General features: G+C 71.5%; 26 protein-coding genes. 12 read left to right on the forward strand and 14 right to left on the reverse strand.

The genetic code is table 11. The annotated features are described in order from the left end of the window. Positions 1-32 precede the first annotated feature (32 nt). Positions 33-1283, forward strand: a complete 1251-nt coding sequence (locus QFZ76_RS41110; RefSeq protein ID WP_307678436.1) for an alpha-L-fucosidase — start codon at positions 33-35, stop codon at positions 1281-1283. Positions 1284-1577: 294 nt separating this feature from the next. On the opposite strand, the gene QFZ76_RS41115 is transcribed toward QFZ76_RS41110, so the two are convergent. Continuing rightward, positions 1578-2774: an ATP-grasp domain-containing protein gene (locus tag QFZ76_RS41115; protein WP_307678437.1), complete on the reverse strand. Its 1197-nt coding sequence runs from the start codon at positions 2772-2774 to the stop codon at positions 1578-1580. Between the two features lie 313 nt (positions 2775-3087). Between QFZ76_RS41115 and QFZ76_RS41120 the strand changes: the two genes are divergently transcribed. Further along, a complete protein-coding gene (locus QFZ76_RS41120) occupies positions 3088-3948 on the forward strand; it encodes a metallophosphoesterase (protein WP_307678438.1) in 861 nt (286 codons plus the stop codon). Continuing rightward, positions 3945-4625 carry a 4'-phosphopantetheinyl transferase gene (locus QFZ76_RS41125; RefSeq protein WP_307678439.1) on the forward strand — a complete coding sequence of 227 codons (681 nt, stop codon included), beginning with the start codon at positions 3945-3947 and terminating at the stop codon, positions 4623-4625. The genes QFZ76_RS41120 and QFZ76_RS41125 overlap by 4 nt, the downstream gene beginning before the upstream one ends. A 30-nt stretch (positions 4626-4655) precedes the next feature. Here QFZ76_RS41125 and QFZ76_RS41130 read toward each other — a convergent pair whose 3' ends face one another. After that, complete coding sequence (locus QFZ76_RS41130; protein WP_266450251.1) at positions 4656-4895, reverse strand: hypothetical protein; 240 nt, start codon at positions 4893-4895, stop codon at positions 4656-4658. A gap of 201 nt (positions 4896-5096) precedes the next feature. Between QFZ76_RS41130 and QFZ76_RS41135 the strand changes: the two genes are divergently transcribed. Beyond that, complete coding sequence (locus QFZ76_RS41135; RefSeq protein ID WP_307678440.1) at positions 5097-6161, forward strand: alpha/beta fold hydrolase; 1065 nt, start codon at positions 5097-5099, stop codon at positions 6159-6161. Between the two features lie 14 nt (positions 6162-6175). Here QFZ76_RS41135 and QFZ76_RS41140 read toward each other — a convergent pair whose 3' ends face one another. Both QFZ76_RS41140 and QFZ76_RS41145 read right to left on the reverse strand, forming a co-directional pair. Next, positions 6176-6706, reverse strand: coding sequence for a toxin-antitoxin system, toxin component (locus tag QFZ76_RS41140; RefSeq protein WP_266450254.1), 531 nt, complete (start codon positions 6704-6706; stop codon positions 6176-6178). A gap of 32 nt (positions 6707-6738) precedes the next feature. Further along, positions 6739-7395: a helix-turn-helix transcriptional regulator gene (locus QFZ76_RS41145; RefSeq protein ID WP_307678441.1), complete on the reverse strand. Its 657-nt coding sequence runs from the start codon at positions 7393-7395 to the stop codon at positions 6739-6741. A 224-nt stretch (positions 7396-7619) separates the two neighbouring features. Here QFZ76_RS41145 and QFZ76_RS41150 point away from each other — a divergent pair, with 224 nt between their 5' ends. The 7 genes from QFZ76_RS41150 (at position 7620) to QFZ76_RS41180 (ending at position 14041) form a co-directional block, all read left to right on the forward strand. Then, complete coding sequence (locus QFZ76_RS41150) at positions 7620-8291, forward strand: hypothetical protein (protein ID WP_307678442.1); 672 nt, start codon at positions 7620-7622, stop codon at positions 8289-8291. 140 nt (positions 8292-8431) lie between these two features. Then, complete coding sequence (locus tag QFZ76_RS41155; protein WP_307678443.1) at positions 8432-9583, forward strand: FAD-binding oxidoreductase; 1152 nt, start codon at positions 8432-8434, stop codon at positions 9581-9583. Beyond that, on the forward strand, positions 9580-9882 hold the full coding sequence (locus QFZ76_RS41160; protein WP_307678444.1) for a (2Fe-2S)-binding protein: 303 nt from the start codon (positions 9580-9582) through the stop codon (positions 9880-9882). The genes QFZ76_RS41155 and QFZ76_RS41160 overlap by 4 nt, the downstream gene beginning before the upstream one ends. Further along, complete coding sequence (locus QFZ76_RS41165; protein WP_307678445.1) at positions 9875-11290, forward strand: FAD-dependent oxidoreductase; 1416 nt, start codon at positions 9875-9877, stop codon at positions 11288-11290. The genes QFZ76_RS41160 and QFZ76_RS41165 overlap by 8 nt, the downstream gene beginning before the upstream one ends. 31 nt (positions 11291-11321) lie before the next feature. After that, positions 11322-12218, forward strand: a complete 897-nt coding sequence (locus QFZ76_RS41170; protein ID WP_307678446.1) for a dihydrodipicolinate synthase family protein — start codon at positions 11322-11324, stop codon at positions 12216-12218. 38 nt (positions 12219-12256) lie between these two features. Beyond that, positions 12257-13258: a proline racemase family protein gene (locus tag QFZ76_RS41175; RefSeq protein WP_307678447.1), complete on the forward strand. Its 1002-nt coding sequence runs from the start codon at positions 12257-12259 to the stop codon at positions 13256-13258. Between the two features lie 87 nt (positions 13259-13345). Then, positions 13346-14041 carry a GntR family transcriptional regulator gene (locus QFZ76_RS41180; RefSeq protein ID WP_266450269.1) on the forward strand — a complete coding sequence of 232 codons (696 nt, stop codon included), beginning with the start codon at positions 13346-13348 and terminating at the stop codon, positions 14039-14041. A gap of 41 nt (positions 14042-14082) precedes the next feature. On the opposite strand, the gene QFZ76_RS41185 is transcribed toward QFZ76_RS41180, so the two are convergent. The 4 genes from QFZ76_RS41185 to QFZ76_RS41200 are packed head-to-tail and all read right to left on the reverse strand — an operon-like array spanning position 14083 to position 17427. Continuing rightward, positions 14083-14892, reverse strand: coding sequence for an ABC transporter ATP-binding protein (locus QFZ76_RS41185; protein WP_307678448.1), 810 nt, complete (start codon positions 14890-14892; stop codon positions 14083-14085). A 20-nt stretch (positions 14893-14912) separates the two neighbouring features. Beyond that, complete coding sequence (locus QFZ76_RS41190; RefSeq protein WP_307678449.1) at positions 14913-15692, reverse strand: ABC transporter permease; 780 nt, start codon at positions 15690-15692, stop codon at positions 14913-14915. Beyond that, positions 15689-16462, reverse strand: coding sequence for an ABC transporter permease (locus QFZ76_RS41195; protein WP_266450275.1), 774 nt, complete (start codon positions 16460-16462; stop codon positions 15689-15691). Before QFZ76_RS41195 ends, QFZ76_RS41190 begins: the two co-directional genes overlap by 4 nt. Continuing rightward, positions 16459-17427, reverse strand: coding sequence for an ABC transporter substrate-binding protein (locus QFZ76_RS41200; protein WP_307678450.1), 969 nt, complete (start codon positions 17425-17427; stop codon positions 16459-16461). The genes QFZ76_RS41195 and QFZ76_RS41200 overlap by 4 nt, the downstream gene beginning before the upstream one ends. 161 nt (positions 17428-17588) lie before the next feature. Here QFZ76_RS41200 and QFZ76_RS41205 point away from each other — a divergent pair, with 161 nt between their 5' ends. Then, positions 17589-18407 (forward strand): IclR family transcriptional regulator C-terminal domain-containing protein, encoded by an 819-nt coding sequence (locus QFZ76_RS41205; protein ID WP_307678451.1) that lies wholly within the window; start codon positions 17589-17591, stop codon positions 18405-18407. On the opposite strand, the gene QFZ76_RS41210 is transcribed toward QFZ76_RS41205, so the two are convergent. The 6 genes from QFZ76_RS41210 to QFZ76_RS41235 all read right to left on the reverse strand — a co-directional run bounded on the left by QFZ76_RS41210 (position 18358) and on the right by QFZ76_RS41235 (position 24170). Then, on the reverse strand, positions 18358-19293 hold the full coding sequence (locus QFZ76_RS41210) for a PDR/VanB family oxidoreductase (protein WP_307678452.1): 936 nt from the start codon (positions 19291-19293) through the stop codon (positions 18358-18360). The two genes, QFZ76_RS41205 and QFZ76_RS41210, sit on opposite strands and share 50 nt — an antisense overlap. Then, positions 19290-19490, reverse strand: coding sequence for a hypothetical protein (locus QFZ76_RS41215; protein WP_307678453.1), 201 nt, complete (start codon positions 19488-19490; stop codon positions 19290-19292). Before QFZ76_RS41215 ends, QFZ76_RS41210 begins: the two co-directional genes overlap by 4 nt. Continuing rightward, positions 19487-20554 (reverse strand): aromatic ring-hydroxylating dioxygenase subunit alpha, encoded by a 1068-nt coding sequence (locus QFZ76_RS41220; RefSeq protein WP_307678454.1) that lies wholly within the window; start codon positions 20552-20554, stop codon positions 19487-19489. The genes QFZ76_RS41215 and QFZ76_RS41220 overlap by 4 nt, the downstream gene beginning before the upstream one ends. A 703-nt stretch (positions 20555-21257) precedes the next feature. Next, positions 21258-22196: a fumarylacetoacetate hydrolase family protein gene (locus tag QFZ76_RS41225; protein WP_307678455.1), complete on the reverse strand. Its 939-nt coding sequence runs from the start codon at positions 22194-22196 to the stop codon at positions 21258-21260. Further along, a complete protein-coding gene (locus QFZ76_RS41230) occupies positions 22193-23380 on the reverse strand; it encodes an MFS transporter (RefSeq protein WP_307678456.1) in 1188 nt (395 codons plus the stop codon). The genes QFZ76_RS41225 and QFZ76_RS41230 overlap by 4 nt, the downstream gene beginning before the upstream one ends. 436 nt (positions 23381-23816) lie before the next feature. Continuing rightward, positions 23817-24170, reverse strand: coding sequence for a helix-turn-helix transcriptional regulator (locus QFZ76_RS41235; RefSeq protein WP_307678457.1), 354 nt, complete (start codon positions 24168-24170; stop codon positions 23817-23819). Positions 24171-24180 lie beyond the last annotated feature (10 nt).

A 24180-nucleotide genomic window follows, 5' to 3' on the forward strand; every position in this document is an offset into this window, starting at 1 on the left:
GAAGTGATCTTGCCCTGACGAGGAGTTCAGCCGTGCCCATGCAGCCGTGGTTCACCGACGCCAAGTTGGGGATCTTCGTCCACTGGGGGATCTATGCCGTCGACGGCGTCCAGGAGTCCTGGTCGTTCTACGACGACATCGTGCCGCACGACCAGTACATGTCCCAGCTCGCCCGCTTCACCGGCGCGAACTACGACCCGCGCGCCTGGGCCGACCTCTTCGCCCGGGCAGGCGCCAGGTACGCCGTCCTCACCAGCCGGCACCACGACGGCGTCGCCCTGTGGGACAGCGCGTACGGCGACCTCAACCTCGGCCGCGACTACATCGGCCCCTACGCCGACGCCCTGCGCGAGAAGGGCCTCAAGGTCGGCCTGTACTACTCGCACTCGGACTGGAACCACCCCGACTACGCCTCCACCCGCAAGCCGGGCCGCCCGCCGGAGCAGGAGGACAACCGCTACTCCGAGGTCGCGGCCGAGTTCGAGGACCTCGACGCCTGGGAGCGGTTCATCGCCTACCGCGACGGCCAGATCCGTGAACTGGCCTCCCGCTACCGGCCCGACCTCATGTGGTTCGACGGCGAGTGGGACCGCAGCGAGGAGCAGTGGCGCATCAGGGAACTCGCCGCGCTCATCCGCTCGTACTCGCCCGACGTCGTCTTCAACGCCCGCATGCTCAGCGAGGGCGACTACGCCACTCCCGAACAGGGCGCCCCCATCGAACCCCCGGACGGCCCCTGGGAGTTGTGCCTGACGATCAACGACTCGTGGGGTTACCAGCACCACGACCACAACCACAAGTCGCTCACCCAGCTGATCCGCTACTTCACCGAGACCATCGGGGGGGGCGGCAACCTCCTCCTCGACGTCGGCCCGATGGAGGACGGCACCATCCCCGAGCCGCAGGTCGAGCGCCTCGAAGGCCTGGGGGAGTGGATCCGCAAGCACTCCGAGGCCGTGTACGGCACGGTGCGCGGGCTGCCGGCCGGCCACCACTACGGGCCCAGCACCCTCTCCGCCGACGGCCGCACCCTCTACCTCACCCTGTACGACATCCCGCGCGCCGAGATCGGTGTGCGCGGCCTGGTCACGCCGGTCCGCAGGGTGACCGTCCTCGGTACCGGCACCGAACTCGCCCACCGGGTCGTCGGCGGACTCCACGAGGCCGTCGGCGTGCTGTGGATCGACCCGCCCGCCGCGGCCGACCTCGACCCGCACGCCACGGTCCTCGCGGTCGAGCTGGACGGGGAGGTGGAGCTGTACCGCGGGTCGGGACGCTTCTGAGGTCCCACCTCTGGGGACAGTTCCCATGAAGAATTAAGAGAACGGTAAATCACCAGGTCACGGACGGAATCAGCGGTTCACGTCGGGCCGAATCCGGCCCGCGCGCGCATCCCACCCCGGGTTCGAACCGCCGCCCCGGCTGGGCGAGTTGGCCAGGAAATGGGGCTATCCGGCCGAGTGAACCGGCCCACGCCCGCAGCCTCGGCACCCGGACGGCGGGGTTCGCACCGGTCCTCACCCGTGCCGCCGAAAAGTGCGGTCGGCGCGGATGAGGTGGGTGCGGAACGGTGAGGGCTAGGCCGGTGCGATGGCCGAAGCGGAAGCCGAGGCCGAGGCCGAGGCTGTCGCGGAAGCCGTGGCGTCGGTCTCCGCGGTGACCTGCTCCGCCTGCTGCGGGGCCGGTGCGGGGACCGCCGGGAGCGGGTCGTGCACCTCCGCGCGCTGCTGGGGGATGGACACCGGCCGCAGCTGGCGCGGGCCCGAGACCACCGTGTAGTCCTGGCCCAGGAACGGCGGCACGATCTCGCCCGGGTCCTCGCCCAGCGCCAACTGCACGGCCGCCCAAGGGGCGTTCACCCCGCACAGCGCCAGCTGGTGCAGCCCGCCCGCCGGGCGCGTGTTGACGTCCATGAGGACCGGCGTCCCGCCGAACATCCGGAACTGGATGTTGGACAGGTAGTGCAGCCCGAAGCCCTCTGCGATCCGCCGCGCCGGCTCCAGCCACTGCTCGGCGAGCGTGAACCCGCGTCGGCGGCCGTTCTTGGTGCGGCCGATGGCCAGCCGGATCCGGTTGTCGGGGCCGGTGAGGCAGTCCACCGACACCTCCGGCTGTTCCAGCCGCGGCATGACCAGCCAGTCGACCGGCTCCTCCCCCTCCGCGTCGGCCTGCTTGAGGGCCTCCAGGACCACGTCCAGCGGGACGTACGGGCTCGGGAAGCCGTTGAGGTGCATGAGCGAGAAGGGGGCGCGCGTGATCACGCGGAAGCCCACCCCGCCCGCACCGGACGCCGGCTTGAAGCACGCCTTGTGGCCGCCCGCCTCCAACTCCTCGACGGCGGAGACGAGTTGGTCCGCGTCGCGTACCCGCCACCACGGCGGAACCGGCGCGCCGATCGCCTGGACCGCCTCGTAGGCGATCACCTTGTCGTGGAAGACGGCCACCGCCTCCGGGGGCGGTGCCAGCAGCGCCGTACCGGCCGCCTCGAAGTCGGCGCGGTGCGCCACGATCGCCGACTGGTGCAGCCGGGGCACGAAGACGTCGATGCCGCGCCGCGTGCACTGGTCGAGCGCGTACTCGACGTACGCGGCCGGGGACAGGCCCTCCGGCTCCAGGTCGGCGGTGTCGGCCGCGGCCAGTACGGGGGAGTCCGCGTCGCCGTGCGTTGCATGGATCTCGACGGCGCGGTCGCTGGGATTTCGCCGCAGCTGATCCATGAAGAACACGTTCTCCGCGTACGTGCGGTTGAGCCAGACGCGTACGCGAGAGACCATGCAGGCCGCCTTTCACGGTTCGCGGGCAGGGCGGAGCTCGCCCGTGCCCGGGCAGGGTGGTTGGAGGAACACCGAACCGCCCCGTGCGAGGGGCGTTCATGGGCGGGTGGTGTTGGGGCGATCATACGGCTTTGAAGGGGTGCCGCGTGCAACGTGCGTGTTACGGATTTTCCGATCATGCTGACACCGTGGTGAGGGGCATGATCGGCGCGTGTCGCGGGGTCCGCCGAAGATCGGCCGACCCGGTCCGGTCTTGTCCTCGCGAGGGCCCCTGTGTTGTCGTGGACCTCTTCGGATGCTCACAGGGGGAGAAGTGACGTCGACGGTCGGCGGTGCCGGGCAGCTGCTGGCTATCAGCGATCTGCACATCGGGTACGAGGAGAACCGCGCCCTCGTCGAGAGGATGCGCCCCGAGACGGACGAGGACTGGCTCCTGGTGGCCGGCGACGTCTCGGAGACCGTGTCCGACATCCGCTGGGCCCTGGAAACCCTCGCCGGCCGCTTCCGCAAGGTCCTCTGGGCCCCCGGCAACCACGAACTGTGGACCCATCCGAAGGACCCCGTCACCCTGCGCGGAGTCGCCCGCTACGACCACCTGGTCGCCCTGTGCCGGGAACTCGGCGTGACGACACCCGAGGACCCCTACCCCGTGTGGGACGGCCCCGGCGGCCCGGTCGTCGTCGCCCCCCTGTTCCTGCTGTACGACTACTCCTTCCTGCCGGCCGGCTGCGCGACCAAGGAACAGGGACTGGAGTACGCGCACGGCACGGGCATCGTGTGCAACGACGAGTACCTGCTGCACCCCGACCCGTACCCGTCCCGCGAGGCCTGGTGCCGGGCCCGCCTCGCCGAGACGGAACGCCGGCTCGCCGCCCTGCCCGACGACCTGCCGACGATCCTCGTCAACCACTACCCCCTGGACCGGCATCCCACGGACGTCCTGTGGCACCCCGAGTTCGCCATGTGGTGCGGCACCACCGGCACCGCGGACTGGCACCGCAGGTTCCGTGTCGAGACCATGGTCTACGGCCATCTCCACATACCGCGGACCACCTGGCACGAGGGCGTCCGCTTCGAAGAGGTGTCCGTGGGATACCCCCGCGAGTGGCGCACCCGCCAGGAGCCGCCGGGGCGGCTGCGCCGGATCGTGCCCAGGGAGGTCGGGGCCCGGTGATCGAGGAACTGGTGCCGGCCACGGTGGTGGCCGTGGAGGCGTACGGCCACGAGGAGGCCGGGAACACGCGGCTGTACCCCGAGGAAGAGGCCGTCCTGACCCAGGCGGTGCCCAAACGGCGCCGCGAGTTCACCGCCGTACGCGGCTGCGCCCGCCGGGCCATGGAGAAGCTCGGCGTGCCGCCGCAGCCCGTCCTGCCCGGGGAACGCGGCGCCCCGCGCTGGCCCGCCGGCCTCACCGGCAGCATGACCCACTGCGACGGCTACTGCGCCGCCGCCCTGGTCCGCGCCACCGACCTCGCCTCACTCGGCATCGACGCCGAACCGGACGGCCCGCTCCCGGACGGCGTCCTGTCCTCGGTGTCGCTGCCCGCGGAACGCGACCGGCTGCTCCGGCTCGCCCGGGACCACCCCGGCACGCACTGGGACCGGCTGCTGTTCAGCGCCAAGGAATCCGTCTACAAGGCGTGGTTCCCCCTCACCGGGCAGTGGCTGGACTTCAGCGAGGCCGACATCGAGATCCTCGTCGCCCCCGGAGCACGGCTGGGCGGCACCTTCCGCGCCGAACTCCTCGTGCCCGGGCCATGGGTGGGCGGCCGGCGGCTCGGGCACTTCGACGGTCGCTGGACCGCCGGGCGAGGGCTGGTGGCGACGGCGGTCGCCGTGCCGCACGCCTGACGGCCTTCGTGCGGCACGGCTGACCCCTCACTACGCGTCCGGCGGGCACCAGGTGTGCAGCAGCCGGAAGAACGCCTCCTCGTTGCCCGCCAGTCCCGCGCGGGCCAGGGCCTGCTCCGCCTCGGCGAGCACGGCGGGCGGGACCACGGGTGGTCGGCCGGCCTCCGGCGAGCCGGACGACACGTCGAAAGCCGCGCGCACGGTGTGCAACAGCCGCAGATAGGCCTGTACGGCGGTGCGCTCGCGGTCGGTCAGTACGGCGGTGGGCATCGGTCGGCTCCCCCGGGTCGGCGTCGTCGGTCGTGCGCCCCCACATCGGCGGCGCCCCTCCAGCTTGCCGCCCGCCACTGACAATCGGGCCGGGGTAGGCGTCGGTTCGCCCGCTTAGCGGAGGCGAAACCTCACCGAAATCCCCCGGGGGAATGCGCCCCTACGCTGGAGGGAAGGGCTTTCGGCCGCCAGGCCGCGGCCATGGGAACGGGAGGCGAGCGCGTGGTCGACGCCCCGCGACATCGCCCCGCGCGCACCGTACGGCTGCGCTCGGTGAGCGACACAGAACTCGAGTTGCAGTACCGCGTCGTGCACGGCTACCGCCGTGCCTTCCGCATGGCCGGCCAAGGGCCGGTATTGGTTCTCATCCACGGCATAGGGGACTCCTCCGCGACCTGGGCCGAACTGATCCCGGACCTCGCCCGCACCCACACCGTCATCGCCCCCGACCTCCTCGGCCACGGCGACTCCGACAAGCCGCGCGCCGACTACTCGGTGGCCGCGTACGCCAACGGAGTGCGCGACCTGCTCACCACCCTCGGCATCGAGTCCGCGACCCTCCTCGGACACTCGCTCGGCGGGGGCGTGGCGATGCAGTTCGCCTACCAGTTCCCCGAGCGCACCGAACGGCTCGTCCTGGTCAGCGCGGGCGGTGTCGGCCGCGAGGTCAACCCCGTCCTGCGGCTGGTGTCCCTGCCCGGCGCCCACCTCATGCTCTCCGGCCTGCGCCTGCCCGGCATGCGCCTCCAAGTCGGCCTTGCGGTACGCCTGATGAAGCTCCTCGACACCGACCTCGGCCAGGACGCCCCCGAGTTGCTCACCCTCGTCGACGCGCTGCCCGACGAGACCTCCCGCAACGCCTTCATCCGCACCCTGCGCGCGGTCGTCGACTGGCGCGGGCAGGTCGTGACCATGCTCGACCGCTGCTACCTGACCGAGGGCATGCCGACCATGCTGCTGTGGGGCGACCGGGACAGCGTGGTGCCCGTACGGCACGCCTACGGGGCGCACGAGGCGATGCCGGGCAGCCGCCTGGAGATCTTCGAGCAGGCCGGCCACTTCCCGTTCCACACCGACCCGACCCGCTTCGTCGCCCTCGTCGAGGAGTTCACCGCCGGCACCGAACCGGCCCACTGGAGCCGCGAGCACTGGCGCGACCTGCTCTGCTCGGGCCGCCCCGGCACCTCGGCGGGCGGCCCGGACTCGGCCCGCAACCGCGCGGTGGAGCGCGATCTGCGCGAGGCGAGCGAACGCAGCGCTACGTGAGTGTCCGCAGGGCGTCAGCCCTGCGGTCCCAGATAGCCCAGCGACGCCTCGATGCGGCCCGCCAGGTGATCGCGCTGCACCGGGCCCCGCAGTGACGAACCGGCGAGCCAGGTGCGGCACTTGCTGGCGAGGAGGAGGCCGAAGCGTTCGGCTTCCTTCTCGTCGGTCCGGTCGAAGCGGCTGCGGGCGGCGACCTTCAGTACCGTCGCCTGCAGGTCCGCGTCGTCGCACAGTAAGCGGGCGGCGACCGCCGCGCCCTCGACGTGGTGGCTGCAGTGCCCGGCCTTCATGTGCCACAGCTCGTGGCCGAGGATCACCAACTGGTGGTCGGGCGCGGTGCGTTCCTCGATCACCACGAGGTCCTGGTCGGCCATGTCGAGCCACAGCCCGCTGGCGGTGCCGGGCGGGAAGGCGGACGTACGGAAGTGGACCGGGCGGCCGCGCCGTCTGCTCATCGCGCCGCACAGGGCGCCGTACAGGTCCGCGGGCCGCGCGGGTGCCGGAAGGGTCAGTTCCGCGACCAGTTCGCCGCTCAGGCGGCGCATTTCCTTACCGATGCCCACAGTTCTCCCCCGGATCACGACTCGGGCCGCTTGACGCTTTCCAAGAGCATGTCCAGCCATTCCGCCACCTTGTCGCGGTGCTGGTCGGTGGGCAGCTGTGCGGCCCGCCAGGCGATCCCGCGGACGCCGTGGTCCTGCAACAGCCGCTCCAGCGGATCGTCGGCGACCGCCGCCGCCTCGCGTTCACGGTCGGCGAGTTTCTGCAGGAGCTCCTGCTCGGTCCGCTGCAGGGTGCCCGCCAGCGCCTCGGGGTCCTCGGCCGTGAGAAAGCCGGCGTGCACCCGGAAGAAGCGCTGGATCGCGTCGCAGTGCTCCATGGTGGGACGCCGGTCGCCGTTGATGAGCGCCCCCGCCTGCTGCCGGGACATGCCGGCGCCGTCGGCGATCTCCTGCTGGGTGTGCTTGCGGCCGTTCGGCTTGAGCCGGGTGCGGCGCAGCAGGTCCAGGCGCTGCAGGAAACGGGCCTGGACATCGGGCTCGCCCGCGGGCCGGCCGCTCAGCAGGGCCTTGACCACGGGTTCGGTCACGCCGGAGGCGACCGACAGCCGGCCGGTGTCGAAGACCTCCGCGTGCGGCACCCCGAGCCGGTCCGCGAGCGCGGTGACACGGGCGACGACGGCCGGCAGCACCGTCGACGCCACGTCGCCCGGACCCTCGAAGCCTTCCGACACCGACAGATCTCCTACGTTTCTCACTGGCTTCTCACAAGCGGTTGCCGTGAACTTCCCGGAGAGTAGCGGGTTGTTCGAACTTACATCCAGGTCTCGCCACAACTGTGGCCAATTTCAGCCGTCAACAAGCATGGAATGCCACGATAGTTGACACGACTTGCGTCGGGGCACCAGGATCAACAAGGCCGCGAGAAGGCCGCATAGGCAAGAGGGGTGACCTCCCGATGGCATATCAGGCAGGTGGGCAGCGGTCGGTACCGCGGCCCGTCCCCGAGAGTCTTGAGGCCCAGGCGTATCTCCAGGACTACGCCACCCTCCTGGAATCCGTCCCCTTCCCGTCCGTCGTTCTCGACCACCGCTGGGACGTCGTCCTGGCCAACACGGCTTTCGCGTCACTTTTCCGCGACGTGAGCCCGCACCCGACGGCGATGCCGGGTGAGAACTTCCTGAGGTTCGTGCTCTTCCACCCGGACGCGAGCACCATCCTCGGCGAGCACGAGTCGCGCTGGTGCCTGCCGATGCTGGCGCACTTCGCCGCCGCCGTGGAACGGCACGGCCACGACCACGGCCTCCAGTCGATCCGCCGGGACATCGCCCAGGACCCCCTCATGGAGGCCGCCTACCGGCAGGGTCTGCCGCACTGGATCCGCGCGGTCGGCGAGCAGGCCGTCGAGCACGACGGCGCGGTCCGCCCGCTGACGCACCCCGACCCGCGCTGGGGGGCCACCGAGTGCCGGGTCGTCGACGAGACGCCCAGGACCCTGGCCGACATGGGCTACACCCGGCTGACGCTGGTCCTGCGCCCCGCCCGCCGCCCGGCGGCGCCGGCGCGCCGGACGGTGCGTCCGCGCCGTACGGCGGGCCACCTCAGCGTGGTGCCCGCCCCCGAGGTCTGACAGGCACCGTCGGCGTTCAGGTCGCCGACGGCGCCTCGTCAACAGCGGTCTTCCGCCCCGTTCTGCTGCGATGTCCTCCGTCGGGTCCTGTGTGGTGCGGCGCCGTTCCCAGACAGAGAAGCATGTGACATAGTACTGACGTGAGTGAGCGACTGACCTGCGATGTCGTGGTCGTCGGAGCCGGAATGATCGGCGCCGCCTGTGCCCTGTACGCGGCCCGGGCCGGGCTGGACGTGACCGTCGTCGACCGCGGCCCGGTGGCCGGCGGTACGACCGGCGGGGGTGAGGGCAACCTGCTGGTCTCCGACAAGGCACCGGGGCCGGAGCTGGACCTCGCACTGCTGTCCGGGCGCCTGTGGGGCGAACTGGCCGAGGAATTCGGGACGTTCGTCGAGTACGAGGCCAAGGGCGGTGTCGTCGTGGCCTCTTCGCCCGGCTCACTCGCGGCACTGGAGCGCTTCGCCGCGGAACAGCGCGGCGCCGGAGTGGTCGCCGAACCGGTCGGGGGCGACGCGCTGTACGAGCTCGAGCCCCACCTCGCTCCGGGGCTGCCGGGCGCCGTCCACTATCCCCAGGACAGCCAGGTGATGCCCGCCCTGGCCGCCGCCCACCTGCTCCGCGCGTCGGGCGCCCGCCTGCTCACCGGCCGGACCGTGACCGGCGTACCGCGCACCGCGGCCGGAGCCGTGCGCGGTGTCCGTACCGACCAGGGGGACATCCACGCGCCCGCCGTCATCAACGCGGCGGGCACCTGGGGCTCGGACCTGGCCGCCCTCGCCGGAGCGTTTCTCCCCGTCCTGCCGCGCCGCGGCTTCGTCCTCGTCACCGAACCGCTCCCGCGCATGGTCCGCCACAAGGTGTACGCCGCCGACTACGTGGCCGACGTGGCCAGCGACTCGGCCGCGCTGCAGACCTCGCCGGTCGTCGAGGGCACGGCGGCCGGGCCGGTCCTGATCGGCGCGAGCCGGGAACGGGTCGGCTTCGACCGGACGTTCTCGCTGCCCGTCGTACGCGCCCTGGCGGCGGGTGCGACCCGGCTGTTCCCCTTCCTCTCGGACATCCGCGCCCTGCGCGCCTACCTCGGCTTCCGGCCCTACCTCCCCGACCACCTGCCCGCCATCGGCCCCGACCCCCGCGTCCCCGGCCTGTACCACGCCTGCGGTCACGAGGGCGCGGGCATCGGCCTCGCCACCGGCACCGGGCACCTGATCGCGCAGGCGCTCACCGCGAAGACCCCCGACCTGAACCTGACGCCGTTCCGGCCCGACCGCTTCACCGAGGAGGCCGCGTGAGCTCCCCCCTGGACCTGGCCGACGCCCGGCCCGGCCCCGCCTTCACGGTCACCCTGGACGGCCGTGAGCTCGAGGCACTGCCCGGCCAGACGGTCGCCGCCGCGCTCTGGGCGGCCGGCGTCACCTCCTGGCGCACCCCCCGCGGCGCGGGCCGCCCGCGGGGGATCTTCTGCGGGATCGGCGTCTGCTTCGACTGCCTGGTCACCGTCAACGACCGCCCGAACCAGCGGGCCTGCCTGGTGCCCCTGCGGCCGGGCGACGCCATCCGTACGCAGGAGGGGACGGGCCACGATGACTGACCGGGAACGGAAAGCGGCCGTACCGCATCTCGCGGTGATCGGCGCGGGGCCTGCCGGTCTCGCCGCCACCGTCGCCGCGGCGGCGCACGGCGTACGCGTCACGCTCCTCGACTCGGCCGCCGAGGCGGGCGGCCAGTTCTACCGGCAGCCGGCGAGCGAACTGCGCGCCCGCCGCCCGCAGGCCCTGCACCACCAGTGGCGGGCCTGGGAGCGGCTGCGGGACGGCCTGCGCACCCACGTGGAGGCAGGCGTAGTCAGGCACTTGGCGGATCATCACGTCTGGTTCGTCGAGCGGCACGACGACGGATGGACGGTGCACGCCCTGCTCGGCCCCGAACAGGAGGAGCCCGTCGAGGTCCGCGCCGACGCCGTCCTCCTCGCCACCGGCGGCTACGAGAAGGTGCTGCCCTTCCCCGGCTGGACCCTCCCCGGCGTCGTCACCGCGGGCGGCGCCCAGGCCATGCTCAAGGGCACCCTCGCGGTGTCCGGCCGCACCGCCGTCGTCGCCGGAACCGGACCGCTGCTGCTGCCCGTCGCGACCGGCCTCGCCGCGGCCGGGGTGGAGGTGGCCGCCCTCGTCGAGTCCGCCGGCCCCAAGGCGTTCGTACGGCGGAGCCGCGCGCTGGCCGCCCAGCCGGGCAAGGTCGCCGAAGGCGCCCGGTACGCGGCCCGGTTGCTGCGTCACCGCGTGCGGCTCCTCACGGGGCACGCCGTCGTCGCGGCGCACGGCACCGAGCGGCTGGAGGCGGTCACCGTAGCCGCGCTCGACGCCGAAGGGCGCGGGCGGCCCGGCACCGCGCGGCGCATCCCCTGCGACACCCTCGCTGTCGGCCACGGCCTGCTGCCGCACACCGATCTCGCCGACACACTGGGCTGCCGCCTCGACGGGACGGACGTCCACGTCGACGACGAACAGCGCACGAGCGTCCCCGGTATCTGGGCGGCGGGCGAGACCACCGGCATCGGCGGCGCCGCCCTCTCCCTCGCCGAGGGGCACATCGCCGGACGCTCCGCCGCGGCCCGTCTGCGCGGCACCGGACCCGACCTGCGCGCGTGGGCGGCGGCCGCGCGGACCCGTACCCGGCTGCGGGCCTTCTTCACCGCGCTGGACAGCGTGTACGCGCCGCCCGCGCACTGGACCGAGCAGGTCACCGACGACACCGTCGTCTGCCGCTGCGAGGAGGTCACCGGCGGCGCGATCCGCGCGGCCGTGACGGAACTCGGCGCCGGGGACCTGCGCACGGTGAAGCTGCTGACGCGCGCCGGGATGGGCTGGTGCCAGGGCCGGGTGTGCGGGCCCGCGGTCGCGGGACTCGCCGGCTGCGAGCCCACGCCGTCCAGGCGGCCGTTCGCGCGCCCCGTGCCGCTGGGGGTGCTGGCCCACGCCGGGGAGTCCGAGGACCAGTAAAATGTCACACCCTATGAAGATGGGATCCCGCATGACCACCACCGAGCCCCTCCCCTGGCGCGGCGTCCTCGTCGCCACCGCCCTCCCGCTGAACGACGACCTCTCCGTCGATCACGCCAGGTTCGCCGAACACTGCACCTGGCTGGTCGACAACGGCTGCGACGGCGTCGTACCGAACGGCTCGCTCGGCGAGTACCAGGTGCTCACCCCCGAGGAGCGCGCCAAGGTCGTCGCGACGGCCGTCGCCGCCATCGGCGGGGAGCGCGTGATGCCGGGCGTGGCCGCCTACGGCTCGGCCGAGGCCCGCCGCTGGGCCGAGCAGGCCAAGGACGCGGGCTGCGCCGCCGTGATGCTGCTGCCGCCCAACGCCTACCGCGCCGACGAACGCTCCGTCCTCGCCCACTACGCCGAGGTCGCCGAGGCGGGCATCCCGATCGTGGCGTACAACAACCCCATCGACACCAAGGTCGACCTGGTGCCCGAACTGCTCGCCAGGCTGCACGGCGAGGGGTACATCCACGCCGTCAAGGAGTTCTCCGGCGACGTCCGCCGCGCCTACCAACTCGCCGAACTCGCCCCGGAACTGGACCTGTTGATCGGTGCCGACGACGTGCTGCTGGAGCTCGCGATCGCGGGCGCCAAGGGCTGGGTGGCGGGTTACCCGAACGCGCTGCCCGCCGCGAGCGTCGCGCTATACCGCGCGGCCGTCGACGGCGACCTGGGCACGGCCCGGAAGCTGTACGAGCAGCTGCACCCGCTGCTGCGCTGGGACTCCAAGGTCGAGTTCGTGCAGGCCATCAAGCTGTCCATGGACATCGTCGGCCGCCACGGCGGCCCGGTGCGCCCGCCGCGCGTCCCGCTGCTGCCCGAGCAGGAGGCCACCGTCCGCGCCGCCACCGAGAAGGCGGTCGCGGCCGGACTCGCGTAGGCAGGCCCCGTCGGCATCCCACGTCCACCAGGAGCGTCATGCGCAGCAAACTCGTCCTGCACGCCGTCGACTCGCACACCGAGGGCATGCCCACCCGGGTGATCACCGGCGGCATCGGCACGATCCCCGGCGCGACCATGAACGAGCGGCGCCTGTACTTCCGTGAGCACCGCGACGACATCAAGCAGCTCCTGATGAACGAGCCGCGCGGACACTCGGCGATGAGCGGCGCCATCCTCCAGCCGCCCAGCCGCCCCGACTGCGACTGGGGTGTCGTCTACATCGAGGTCTCCGGCTATCTGCCCATGTGCGGGCACGGCACGATCGGGGTGGCGACCGTGCTAGTCGAGACCGGGATGGTCGAGGTCGTCGAGCCGGTCACCACGATCCGGCTCGACACCCCGGCCGGAGTGGTCGTCGCCGAGGTGGCGGTCCAGGACGGCGCCGCGACGGCGGTCACCCTGAACAACGTCCCGTCCTTCTCCGTCGCCCTCGACCGCAAGATCGCCCTCGCCGACGGACGCACCGTGACATACGACATGGCATACGGCGGCAACTTCTACGCGATCCTGCCACTGGAGCAGTTCGGACTGCCCTTCGACCGCGCCCGCAAGGACGACATCCTCCAGGCCGGCCTGTCCCTCATGGAGGCGATCAACGCCGAGGAGGAACCCGTCCACCCCGAGGACCCGTCCATCCGGGGCTGTCACCACGTCCACCTGCTCGCGCCCGGCGCCACCGCCCGCCACTCACGGCACGCGATGGCGATCCACCCCGGCTGGTTCGACCGCTCGCCCTGCGGAACCGGCACCAGCGCACGCATGGCCCAGCTCCACGCACGGGGCGAACTTCCCCTGAACACCGAGTTCCTGAACGAGTCCTTCATCGGCACGCACTTCACCGGCCGGCTCCTCGGCACCACCGAGGTCGCCGGAATCCCGGCCGTCCTGCCCAGTTTCACCGGCCGTGCCTGGATCACGGGCACCGCCCAGTACCTGCTCGACCCGACCGACCCGTTCCCGGCCGGATTCGTCCTCTAGACGCTCCGGCAGACGCTTCGGCAGACGCTCCGGACGTCGAGGACAATGACGGCTGTCGCGTGACATTGCACAGCTAGGAGACACCCCATGGCCGCCCAGCGCACCAGCGCCCCGTCCGCCGCCGCTCCCGCCCTGCCCACGCTGGGGGGCAAGAAGAGCAGCTACCGCGAGCGAGTGGCGGACGCGCTGCGGGCCGCGCTGATCGCCGGTGAGCTGCGCCCCGGCGACGTCTACTCGGCGCCCACGCTCGCCGCCCGCTTCGGCGTCTCCGCGACGCCGGTTCGCGAGGCGATGCTGGACCTGGCCAAGGAGGGCCTCGTCGACACCGTCCCCAACAAGGGTTTCCGGGTCACCGCCGTCTCCGAGAAGCAGCTCGACGAGTACACCCACATCCGCGCCCTCGTCGAGATCCCCACGGTGGTGGAGCTCGCCCAGGCCGCCGACCCGGTCTCGCTGGAGGCGCTGCGGCCGGCCGCCCGGGAGATCGTCCAGGCCGCGGTGGCCGGTGACCTGATCGCGTACGTCGAGGCCGACACCCGCTTCCACCTCGGCCTGCTCGCCCTCGCGGGCAACGCACACCTCGTCGAGGTCGTCGGCGACCTGCGCAAGCGCTCCCGCCTCTACGGCCTGACCGCGCTGCTGGAAGGGGGCCGCCTGCTGGCCTCCGCCGAGGAGCACCTCGAACTCCTCGACGCGCTGCTGGCCCGCGACGAGGACGCGGTACGCGAGGTCATGACCCGGCACATCGGCCACGTCCGCGGCCTGTGGGCGGCCCGCGGCTGAGACGAACGCGGCACGCGACCCTGCCCGCTGCGCCGTCCGGGTCAGCGAGGCGGAGGCGTATCCGTCTTGACGGCACCCGCCCCGCGCTTGGCCGCCTGGATCTGCTCGTACACATGGGTCCGCAGCTCGGCGAAGCGCGGGGCCACGCGCGTGTGCAACTGGTCCCGCTCGTCCGGCAGATCGACCTTGAGCTGTTCCCGCACCACGGTGGGGGAGGAGGACAGGACGATCACCCGCTGGCCCAGGTAGACGGCCTCGTCGATGTCGTGGGTGACGAACAGGATCGTGATCCCGCGCTCCCGCCACAGCCCCCGTACGAGGTCCTCCAGGTCGGCGCGGGTCTGCGCGTCGACCGCCGCGAACGGCTCGTCCATCAGCAGGACCTGGGGCTCGTACGCCAGCGCGCGGGCGATGGCGACGCGCTGCTGCATACCGCCCGACAGCTGCCAGGGGTAGGCGTCGGCGGCGTCCGTGAGCCCGACCGACTCCAGCGCGTCCGCGACCAGCTCCCGGCGCCGCGACTTGCTCAAGCCCTTCTGCTTCAGGGGGAGTTCGACGTTCTGGGCGACCCGCATCCAGGGGAACAGGCTGCGTCCGTACTCCTGGAAGACGAACGCCATCCCGGGCGGCGGGCCGTTCACCTTCCGGCCCTCCAGCAGCACTTCGCCGTCGGTGGGCGTCAGTAGTCCGCCCATGCACTTCAGCAGGGTCGTCTTGCCGCAGCCCGACGGGCCGACGAGGCAGACGAGTTCGCCGGCATCGACGGTGAAGGTGAGGTCGCGCACCGCCTCGACGCGGCGGCCGGACCCCTCGTAGACCTTCTGCAGGCCGGATACGGCGAGTGCGTGCATGGACCGCCCTTTCACGGGACTCAAGGGGACCGCCGGGCCGAGGCGCGCAGGCCGTGGTACCAGGCCAGAGCCCGCCGCTCGACCAGCTGGAAGACGACGGAGAGCAGGAACCCGAGCAGACCGAGGACGAGGATCCCGGTCCACATGTCGGGGATCGCGAAACTGCGCTGGAACTGGACGACGGTGAAACCGAGGCCGTTGCTGGCCGCGAACATCTCGCTGATGACCATCAGGATGATGCCGATGGACAGGGCCTGGCGCAGGCCCGCGAAGATCTGCGGGCTCGCCGAGGGCAGCACCAGGTGGGTGAGACGCGCGGGCCCCTTGATGCCGTACGAGCGTGCCGTTTCGGCCATCACGGAGTCGACCGCGCGGACGCCCTCGACCGTGTTGAGCAGGATCGGCCAGACACAGCCGCTCGCGATCACGGTGACCTTCATCGTGTCGTCGATGCCCGCGAACAGCATGATGACCGGCACGAGCACCGGCGGCGGCACGGCCCGCAGGAACTCCAGGACCGGTTCGCACACCGCGCGCACGCGCCGGTAGGAGCCGATGACCGTGCCGGCCGCCACGCCCACCACGGCCGCGAGGGCGTAACCGCCCGTCAGGCGCAGCACGCTGGGCAGGACGTCGTCCTGGAGCCGTTCGGCGGTCCACACGTCGGGGAAGGTCCGCATGATCGTGCGCAGGGGCGGCCAGAACACGTCCGTGCTGTTGTCGGACGCGAGCCACCAGATCGCGACGAGCAGCGCGGGCAGGGCGAGTACGAAGAGCAGCCGCAGCAGGACGCGCCTCATACCGCCACCTCCCCGCGCACCGACTGGTGCCAGGCCAGCGCCCGTCGCTCCACGGTACGCGCGCCCACGTTGATGAGCAGTCCCAGCAGACCGGTGACCACGATCAGCGCGTACATCTCCGGGACCGCCTGCGAGTTCTGCGCGACCGCGATCCGCGCGCCCAACCCCGGTGCGCCGATGACGAGTTCGGCGGTGATGGCGAGGATCAGGGCGACCGCCGCGGCCAGCCGCAGGCCCGTCATGACGTACGGCAGCGCGGTCGGCCACAGCACGTGCCTCACGCGCGCCCAGGTGCCGAGGCCGTACGAGCGGGCCGTCTCCTCGGCGACCGGGTCGACGTCCTGGACGCCGTACAGGGTCTGGATGAGGATCTGCCAGAAGGAGGCGTACACGACCAGCAGGAGCACCGAGCGCAGTTCGGAGCCGTACAGCAGCACCGCAAGAGGGATCAGCGCGACCGAGGGGATGGGGCGCAGGAACTCGATCGTCGAGGCCGTCGCCTCGCGCAGATACGGGACCACGGAGATCACCACCCCGGCGACGACGCCCGCGCAGGCCGCGATCGCCAGGCCCAGCGCCCAGCCGGTGAGGGTGTCGCCGAGCGCCGACCAGAAGGCGCTGTCGGCGAGTTCGTCCGCGAGGGCGTCGGCGATGCGGCTGGTCGGCGGGAAGTACTCCTCCTTGACGAGGCCGAGCCGCGGCACCGCCTCGCCGAGGGCGAGGAAGGCCGCGAGCCCGGCGGCGCCCAGGGCCGCGTTCTCACCTTTCACGGCAGGAGCGCGTCCACGTCGGGGGTCTTCTTGAAGAGACCGTCCTGCTCGCCGAGCTTCGCCAGCGCCTCGATGGAGGCCCGGTTCGGATCGGCCGGCCACTTCGGGAGCGTCACCTGCGTCAGCACCGACGCCGGGATCTTCGTGTACGTCGTGATGATCTCGCGGGCCTCGTCCGGGTGGGCCTCGGCGTACGCGAGGGACTCGGCGGTGGCGTCCTTGAACTTCTTCACCACGTCGGGGTTCTGCTGCAGGTACTGCGCCGACGTGAAGTACAGCGCGACCGTGGTGTCCTTCGCCACGTCCACGATCGGCGTGGCGATCACGGTGCCGCCCTGGCTCTTGACGGTGGCCTGCGCGGGCTCGACCACACTCGCGGCGTCGATCCGGCCGCCGTCGAGGGCCGCGGGCATCTGGTCGAAGGCCAGCTCGACGAAGTTCACCTTGTCGGGGTCGCCGCCCGCCTTGCGCACCGACTCGCGCACCGCGGTCTCGTTGATGTTCTTCAGAGAGTTGATGGCGACCTTCTTGCCCTCGAGCTCCTTGGGCGACTTGATCGGGCTGCCCTTCTTCACCATGAGGGCGCTGAAGTCCTTGCCCTCCACACCGGTCGACGCGATGCCGTTGGCAACGGCCTTGACGGGCACGCCCGTCGACTGGGCGACCAGCAGCGAGGTCACGTTGGAGAACCCGAACTGGAACTGCCCGCTGGTGACTCCGGGCACGATCGCCGCACCGCCCTGGGCGATGGAGATCGACAGTTTCAGGCCGTGCTTGCTGTAGAAGCCCTTTTTCTGGCCCAGATAGATCGGCGCGACGTCGACGATGGGGATGAGCCCCAGCTTGACGGTGGTGGTCCCGCCGGACGACGCGCCCGCGTCCGACGAACCGCCGTCGGACGAGCCGCAGGCCGTCCCGGCGAGCAGGAAAGCGCCGGCGGTGAGACCGGCGAACAGACGACGCATGGCTCCTCCTGTGCAGACATCGGGTGCAGCGGTGTTCCGACAGGTTGTGCGCAGACCGCACACTAGTGCGCGAGCATGCTCTGCGGGAAGGTAGAACTCGCAACGGTTCAGGGTCAGTTGGGGGTTGGCCGACGACATGGTTGACAGTGCTGGAGGCCCCGATGCCCGAGCCGGTCCGCGCAGCGCACTTCGTGAGGTCCTTCGAACGCGGGCTCGCCGTCATCCGCGCCTTCGACGCCGAGCATCCGGTGTGCACGCTCAGCGAGGTCGCCCGCACCTGCGACCTGACCCGCGCGGCCGCCCGCCGGCTGCTGCTGACCCTCGTCGACCTCGGCTACGTCCACCAGGACGGCCGCACCTTCCGGCTCACCCCGCGCGTACTGGAGCTCGGCTACTCCTACCTGTCGAGCGCCTCGCTGCCCGAGATCGCCGAACCGCATCTGGAGCAACTGGTCGAGTGCACCAGGGAGTCGTCGTCGCTGTGCGTGCTGGACGGCGACGACGTCGTGTACGTGGCCCGGGTGCCCGCGCGCCGCATCATGGCCGCGGCGATCACCGTCGGCACCCGCTTCCCCGCCCATGTCACCTCGGTGGGCCGGGTGATCCTCGCCCAGCTGCCGGACGAGGACCTCACGGCGCGGCTCGCCCGCACCGACCTGCGTCCGCTGACCGCCCGCACCATCGTGTCGGCCCGGGCGCTGCGGACGGAGCTCGCCCGGGTGCGCCGGCAGGGATACGCCCTCGTCGACCAGGAGTTGGAGGAAGGGCTGCGCTCGATCGCCGCCCCGGTGCGGGACCGGGGCGGCGCGGTGGTGGCGGCGGTGAACATCCCGGTGCACGCCAGCCGCAGGTCCCTGGTGTCGGTACGCCGGGACCTGCTGCCGCACCTGCTGGCGGCGGTCGCCGGGATCGAGACCGACCTCGCCCTGTCTACAGGTCGAGGACGAGCCGCTTCCCGCGGCACCGGGACACACAGATGAGCATGGTCTCCCCGGCCTCGCGCTCCTCGTCCGAGAGGACCGAGTCCCGGTGGTCCGGGGTGCCTTCGAGGACGTCGGTCTCACAGGTCCCGCAGGTGCCCTCGGTGCAGGAGAACAGCACCTCGACGCCCGCGGAGCGCACCGCGTCCAGCACGGAGACGTCCTTCGGGACCGTGAGCGTGCGGCCGCTCTGCGCCAGCTCGACCTCGAACTCGGTGTTCTCGCCGCTCCCTTGCTCCTTCGGCTGGAACCGCTCGACGTGCAGCACCCCGGCCGGGGACCGCGCCTCCACCGCGTCGAGGAGCGGCCCGGGCCCGCAGCAGTAGACGAGCGTGCCCTCGGGGACTTCGTCGAGCACCGCGCCCAGGTCCAGCAGGCCGGCCTCGTCCTGGGGCGCGATCGTGACGCGGTCCCCGTAGCGGCCCAACTCCTCGGTGAACGCCATGGATTCCCGGCTGCGCCCGCCGTACAGCAGCGTCCACTCGGCGCCCGCCGCCTCGGCCGCCGCCAGCATCGGCAGGATCGGCGTGATGCCGATGCCGCCGGCGACGAACCGGTAGCGGGGCGCGGTTCGCAGCGCGAAGTGGTTCCGGGGCCCGCGCACCCGCACCTTGTCGCCCTGCCCCAACTGCCCGTGCACATGGGCGGATCCGCCGCGCCCGTCCGGCTCGCGCAGGACGGCGATCCGCCAGGTGTCCCGGTCGCCCGGGTCGCCGCACAGCGAGTACTGCCGCTCCAGCTCCGGTCCGAGCACGACGTCGATGTGGGCGCCGGGCTCCCAGTCCGGAAGCCGTTCGCCCAGCGGGTGGCGCAGGGTCAGGGCGAGTACCCCGTCGGCCGCGAACTCCCGCCGGTCGACGACGAGTTCGGCTTCGTACAGGCTCATGAGCTGGATCCTCGCGGCTCGTGTCCGTGCGGTTGGTGTCCTTGCGGCTCGTGTCCTTGTGGGTGGGCGAGCATCCACTCCCACATCTCGATGGGGTCCTGCGAGGTGTGCTCGCGGCCGCAGTGACAGGTGCCGTGCAGGAGGTCCGTGCCCGGCAGCCAGTCGATGCGGTAGACCTCGCCCGTCGGGCTGGTCACTGGACCTTCTCCATGGGCTTGGCGCCCTCCTCGACCAGGCGGGCGAGGATACGGCGGGCGGCCAGGCCGCCGGTGTCGATGTTGATGCTCAGCTCCTGGTAGCCGGTGCGCTCGCTGCCGAGCGTCTCCTGGAGCAGGTTGAGCGCGTCGACGTCCTGCATGACGACGGTGTGGTTGTTGCCCCGCAGGAACTCCGTGACCTCGGGGTCCTCGGTCGCCCAGTCGCGCGAGACCATCCAGAAGTCGTACACCTTGCCGTCGGCGGACGGCGTGATGGCGTACGTGATCTCGGTGTGGAAGCCGTTCGGGTCGCTGCCGTCCGCCTCGGGCACCACACCGACCGGCGCGATCCGGCTGTGCAGCAGGTAGAGGCAGGGCGCGTGGTACTCGATGTCCTGCCAGCGTGTGATCCGGCCCTGGATGCCGGTGGACTTGGCGTAGAACGGCGGGCATTCGGCGTCGTCCATGTGCCGGCTCACCCGTACGATCCCGGCGCCCTCGTCGACCTCGGTGGTGATCGGCGTCTCAGCGACCTCGGGGGTGCCGATGTAGCCGCCGTGCAGATACGTCTCGTGGGACAGGTCGAGGAGGTTGTCGACCAGCAGGCCGTAGTCGGCGTCGATCGGTTCCATGCCGCGCACGGTGACCCAGCCGGGGGAGTCCAGGTGGCGGGCGCGCGGGATGGTCTGCGGGTCGGCGAGCGCCGGGTCGCCGATCCACACCCAGATCAGCGAGTCCTGCTCGACGACCGGGTAGGAGGCGACGCGGGCGGTGCGCGGGATGCGCTTCTGGCCCGGCACGTACACGCAGGCGCCGGTCTGGTCGTAGGTGAAGCCGTGGTAGCCGCAGACGATGCGATCGCCGTCGAGGCCGCTCTTCGAGAGCGGGTAGCGCCGGTGCACGCAGCGGTCGTGCAGCGCGACGGGAGTGCCCTCCTCCTCGGTGCGGTAAAAGACGAGCGGCTCACCGAGGATCGTGCGGCCGAGCAACTCCTCGCGCCCCACCTCGTGGCTGTAGGCGGCGACGTACCACTGGTTCCTGGCAAAAGCAGTCATGTGCGGCATGAGCGGGTCCCGTCATCCTCGACGTCGTGTGGGAAACACCATGACGATGTCGCCTCCACTCCGGCAATAGGACTTCCGTCGGACGGAAACTGCCTGGTCGGTCGCTTGCTGCCTGCCACGTGGTATTCAGTTCGCTTCACCGCTCCGGCCAAGACCGGAACAGGTGCCTTTCTGGCCCTACGCTCGCGGTAGGGGCGGACCGGGTCAAGTCTCCCTGGCGGGCTGGTCGTCGAGCGGCGTGCTCCTCGGGAGTGTCCGGCGGAGCGAACAATCCGCTGAAGGTCGTGACGGTCACGCCCTCCACAGCCCGCGGTGGGTGGGCGTAGGTCTCCCACGTTTCGGTGACCTTGCGTGCCTGCTCAGAGCCTGCACAGTCTTCGGGTCGTGCCGGCCTGACGCACCAAGTTGTGATGTGTAGAAGTGCCCGCACTCGCCGACCAGTGGCCGGACCTCGTCATCTGCTGAGGAATGGACGCCGATCGCCGCGCTGGCCCTCTTGGCATCGCTTGGGGCGACCGCCTGGTCCTCGACCTCTGATCCACTTCTCGATCGGATGAGGGGGCAGCGGTCGATCCGGTGGGTGGTTGGGTGCTGACGGTTCGTTTCAGGTCGGATCGCACGAACGCCGGGAAGTCCAAACCTTTCTCCGGTGCCGGACGCGCTGTCCGGCACCGGCGTGGTGCCAGAGCTCATCGCACGGTGGTCATCGCCTGCGGCGGGCAGGTGGCAGAGGCACGGGGACGACGCCCTCGACGACGGTGTTGCTGATGGTGCCGATGCCCTCGACGGTCATGGTGACGCTGTCGCCGGGGACGAGGGGCGGTGGTTCGAGGATGCCGTGGCGGCCCCAGAGTTCCGCCAGGCAGCCGCCGTTGCCGCAGGTTCCGGAGCCCAGGACGTCGCCGGGGCGGATCCAGGTGCCACGGGAGGCGTACGCCGCCATCTCCTCGAACGTCCAGGCCATGTTGGCCAGTCGGTCCCGCCCGACTGTCTCGCCGTTGACGGTGAGGGCGAGGTCGAGGAGGCCGTCGGCGTTGCGGTGGGGTTCGAGTTCGTCGGTGGTGACGAGCCAGGGGCCGAGGGTGGTGGAGGTGTCCTTGCCCTTGGCCGGGCCGAGTTTGACCCTCATCTCGCGGCCCTGGAGGTCGCGGGCGGACCAGTCGTTGAGGATCGTGTAGCCGAGGATGTGGTCACGTGCCTGCTCGGGCGTCAGATCCCGGCCCGCCTTGCCGACGACGGCGGCGACTTCGAGTTCGAAGTCGAAGCGCCCGCAGCCCGGCGGTACCGGGACGTCGTCGTGGGCGCCGATCATCGCGTACGGGTTGGTGAAGTAGAACGCCGGTGCGGCGTACCACTCCTCGGGGACGGTGTCGCCGTATCCCCGTGCGACTCCCGCGACATGGCTTTCGAAGGTCATGTAGTCGCGAACGGTGGGCGGCTGCAGCGGAGGCAGCAGGCGCGCGTCGGCCGGGGGCACGGGCAGGGAGGCGGTCAGGGCGCGTTCTCCCGCCTCGCGCAGGGCGTCCTCGCCCTCCACGATCAGGTCCAGGAGGTCGACGGGCTGTTCGAAGGGGTGGAGCTGGTCGGCGGCGACGATGCCCGACTGCCGTTTCCCGTCGTGGACGAAGCTCGCGAACTTCATGCCGCGCTTCCCTCCGCCTCGGCCGGCGCGGTGCCGCTCGGTCGGAAGCCGACGAAGACGGCGGCGATCACGGCGGCGGTCACGCAGGCGACGGCGGTGAGGATCAGCCCGTTGTTGTAGCCGTGGGCCAGGGCGTCCGTGGTGTACGGGGCGAGCTTGGCGCTGAGTGGCCCGAGGTCGGCGGTGTGCAGGGCCAGCGGGCCGCCCTCGTGCAGGATGGCGGAGGCCGTGCCGTGCTCCTTCGGGGTCAGTCCGGCATCCGCGAGGCTCCCGGTCAGCCGGCCGGCGGCCATGCCGAGGGCGACGGCGCCGACGACGGCCGGGCCGAGGGTCTGACCGAGGTCGCGGACCAGGCTGGTGGTGGCTGCCGCCATGCCGGTCAGGTTCTGCGGTACGACGTTGACGGCGGCGGCGGTGATCGCGGCGACGACCAGGCCGAAACCGACGCCGTTCAAGATCAGCGGGCCCAGCATGGGCGGCAGAGCGGTCTCATGGATCGGCAGCGATCGCAACCACAGCTGGCCCGCGGCCATCGCCAGGAAGCCGGTGACAAGCATGGGGCCAGGTCCGATGCGATGCAGCAGACGGACCAGCAGGGGCCAGATGAACGGCGTGCACGCCTGGATGATCATGACCGGTATCGCGGCCTCGAAGGGACCCCGGTGCTGGATGACACCGAGCCGGATGCTCAGGTCGTACGCGCCGCCGAGGAAGCCCAGCATGCCGATCACCGCCATCGCGGCCGACGCGGCGAACGCCGGGATACGGAAGAGGCTCAGCCGCAGCATCGGGGCCGTGCTGCGGTTCTCCACCACGATGAACGCGGCGATGAAGACGGCGAAGGTGACGAAGGACGCGACGATGCGGGCCGAGCCCCAGCCGTCCGAGGGACCCTGGATGATGCCGTGCAGCAGGCCGAGCATGGCCACGGCGATGGTGATCTGCCCCGGCCAGTCCAGCGAGCGGCCCTGCGGAGCGCTGGACTCGGTGCCGAGCAGCCAGGCCGCCACGGCGGTGATCACGGCGAGCACGCCGGCCGCGCCGAACGCCCACTGGAAGGGCGCGTGTTCGACGATGCCGCCGGACATGAGTGGGGCGATGAGGGCGCCGAGCGACAGGGCTGCGGTCCAGGAGGCCAGGCCCCTGGCGCGTGCGGCCGGGGTGGTCGTGATCGCGGTGATCAATTTCCCGACCGGGAACTTGTGGGGGAGGGAGTGAACGAAGGAGTTCGCGAAAGATGAGCACGGCCGCCGCAGGCCAGGGCGGCACGAAGAGCGACCGGACGGCGGCCGGCGACGCCATCGCCATCGCCATCGCCCACCCCGAACTGGGCGGTACGCGGCCAACGAGCCCCGCGAGGCGATGTGGGTCGCGCTCACCGAGATGCGCCCAAGCTGCGTGCCCGGGCAGGCAGTGCGGACGCGGCTGTGTGCATCGACTGGTGGCAGTGATCGAACAGGCCGCCGCCGACATCGAGGTGCCGAATCCTCACTGCCGCGAACCAGGACGCCCAGAAGACCTTCCGCGGCGGCGGGACCGGGCCGTTCGGCGCCGTTCCGGGAAGCGTTGGCGGAGGGTTGGGTTGTGCTGGTTGCGTTCGTGCTGGCGTGTGCCGGGGTGTCAGGCGCTGTCGGCGTTCGCGCGGGGGGTGACGCGGGCGGCGCTCTCCTTGAGGACGAGGTCGAGCAGTCCGGGGAACCGCTGGTCGAGTTCTTCCTTGCGGAGGGTGTTGATGCGGCGGGTGCCGACGTCGTGCTGGTGGATGAGGCCGGCTTCGCGCAGGACGCGGAAGTGGCGGGTGAGTACGGAGGCGGTGACGTCCTTCTTGAAGACGCTGCAGGCCAGGCCGGGGGAGGCGGCGAGTGCGACGACGATGGCGAGCCGGGTCTCGTCGGTCAGTGCGCTCATGACCTTGAAGAGGTCGAAGTCGTCCATGTCGGGGTGGATGAGCGGGGATGCGGTGCGGCTGGCCATGAGAGAAGGG

This window comes from Streptomyces sp. V4I2, assembly GCF_030817655.1.
In the GTDB taxonomy this organism is placed as follows: Bacteria; Actinomycetota; Actinomycetes; order Streptomycetales; family Streptomycetaceae; genus Streptomyces; species Streptomyces plumbiresistens.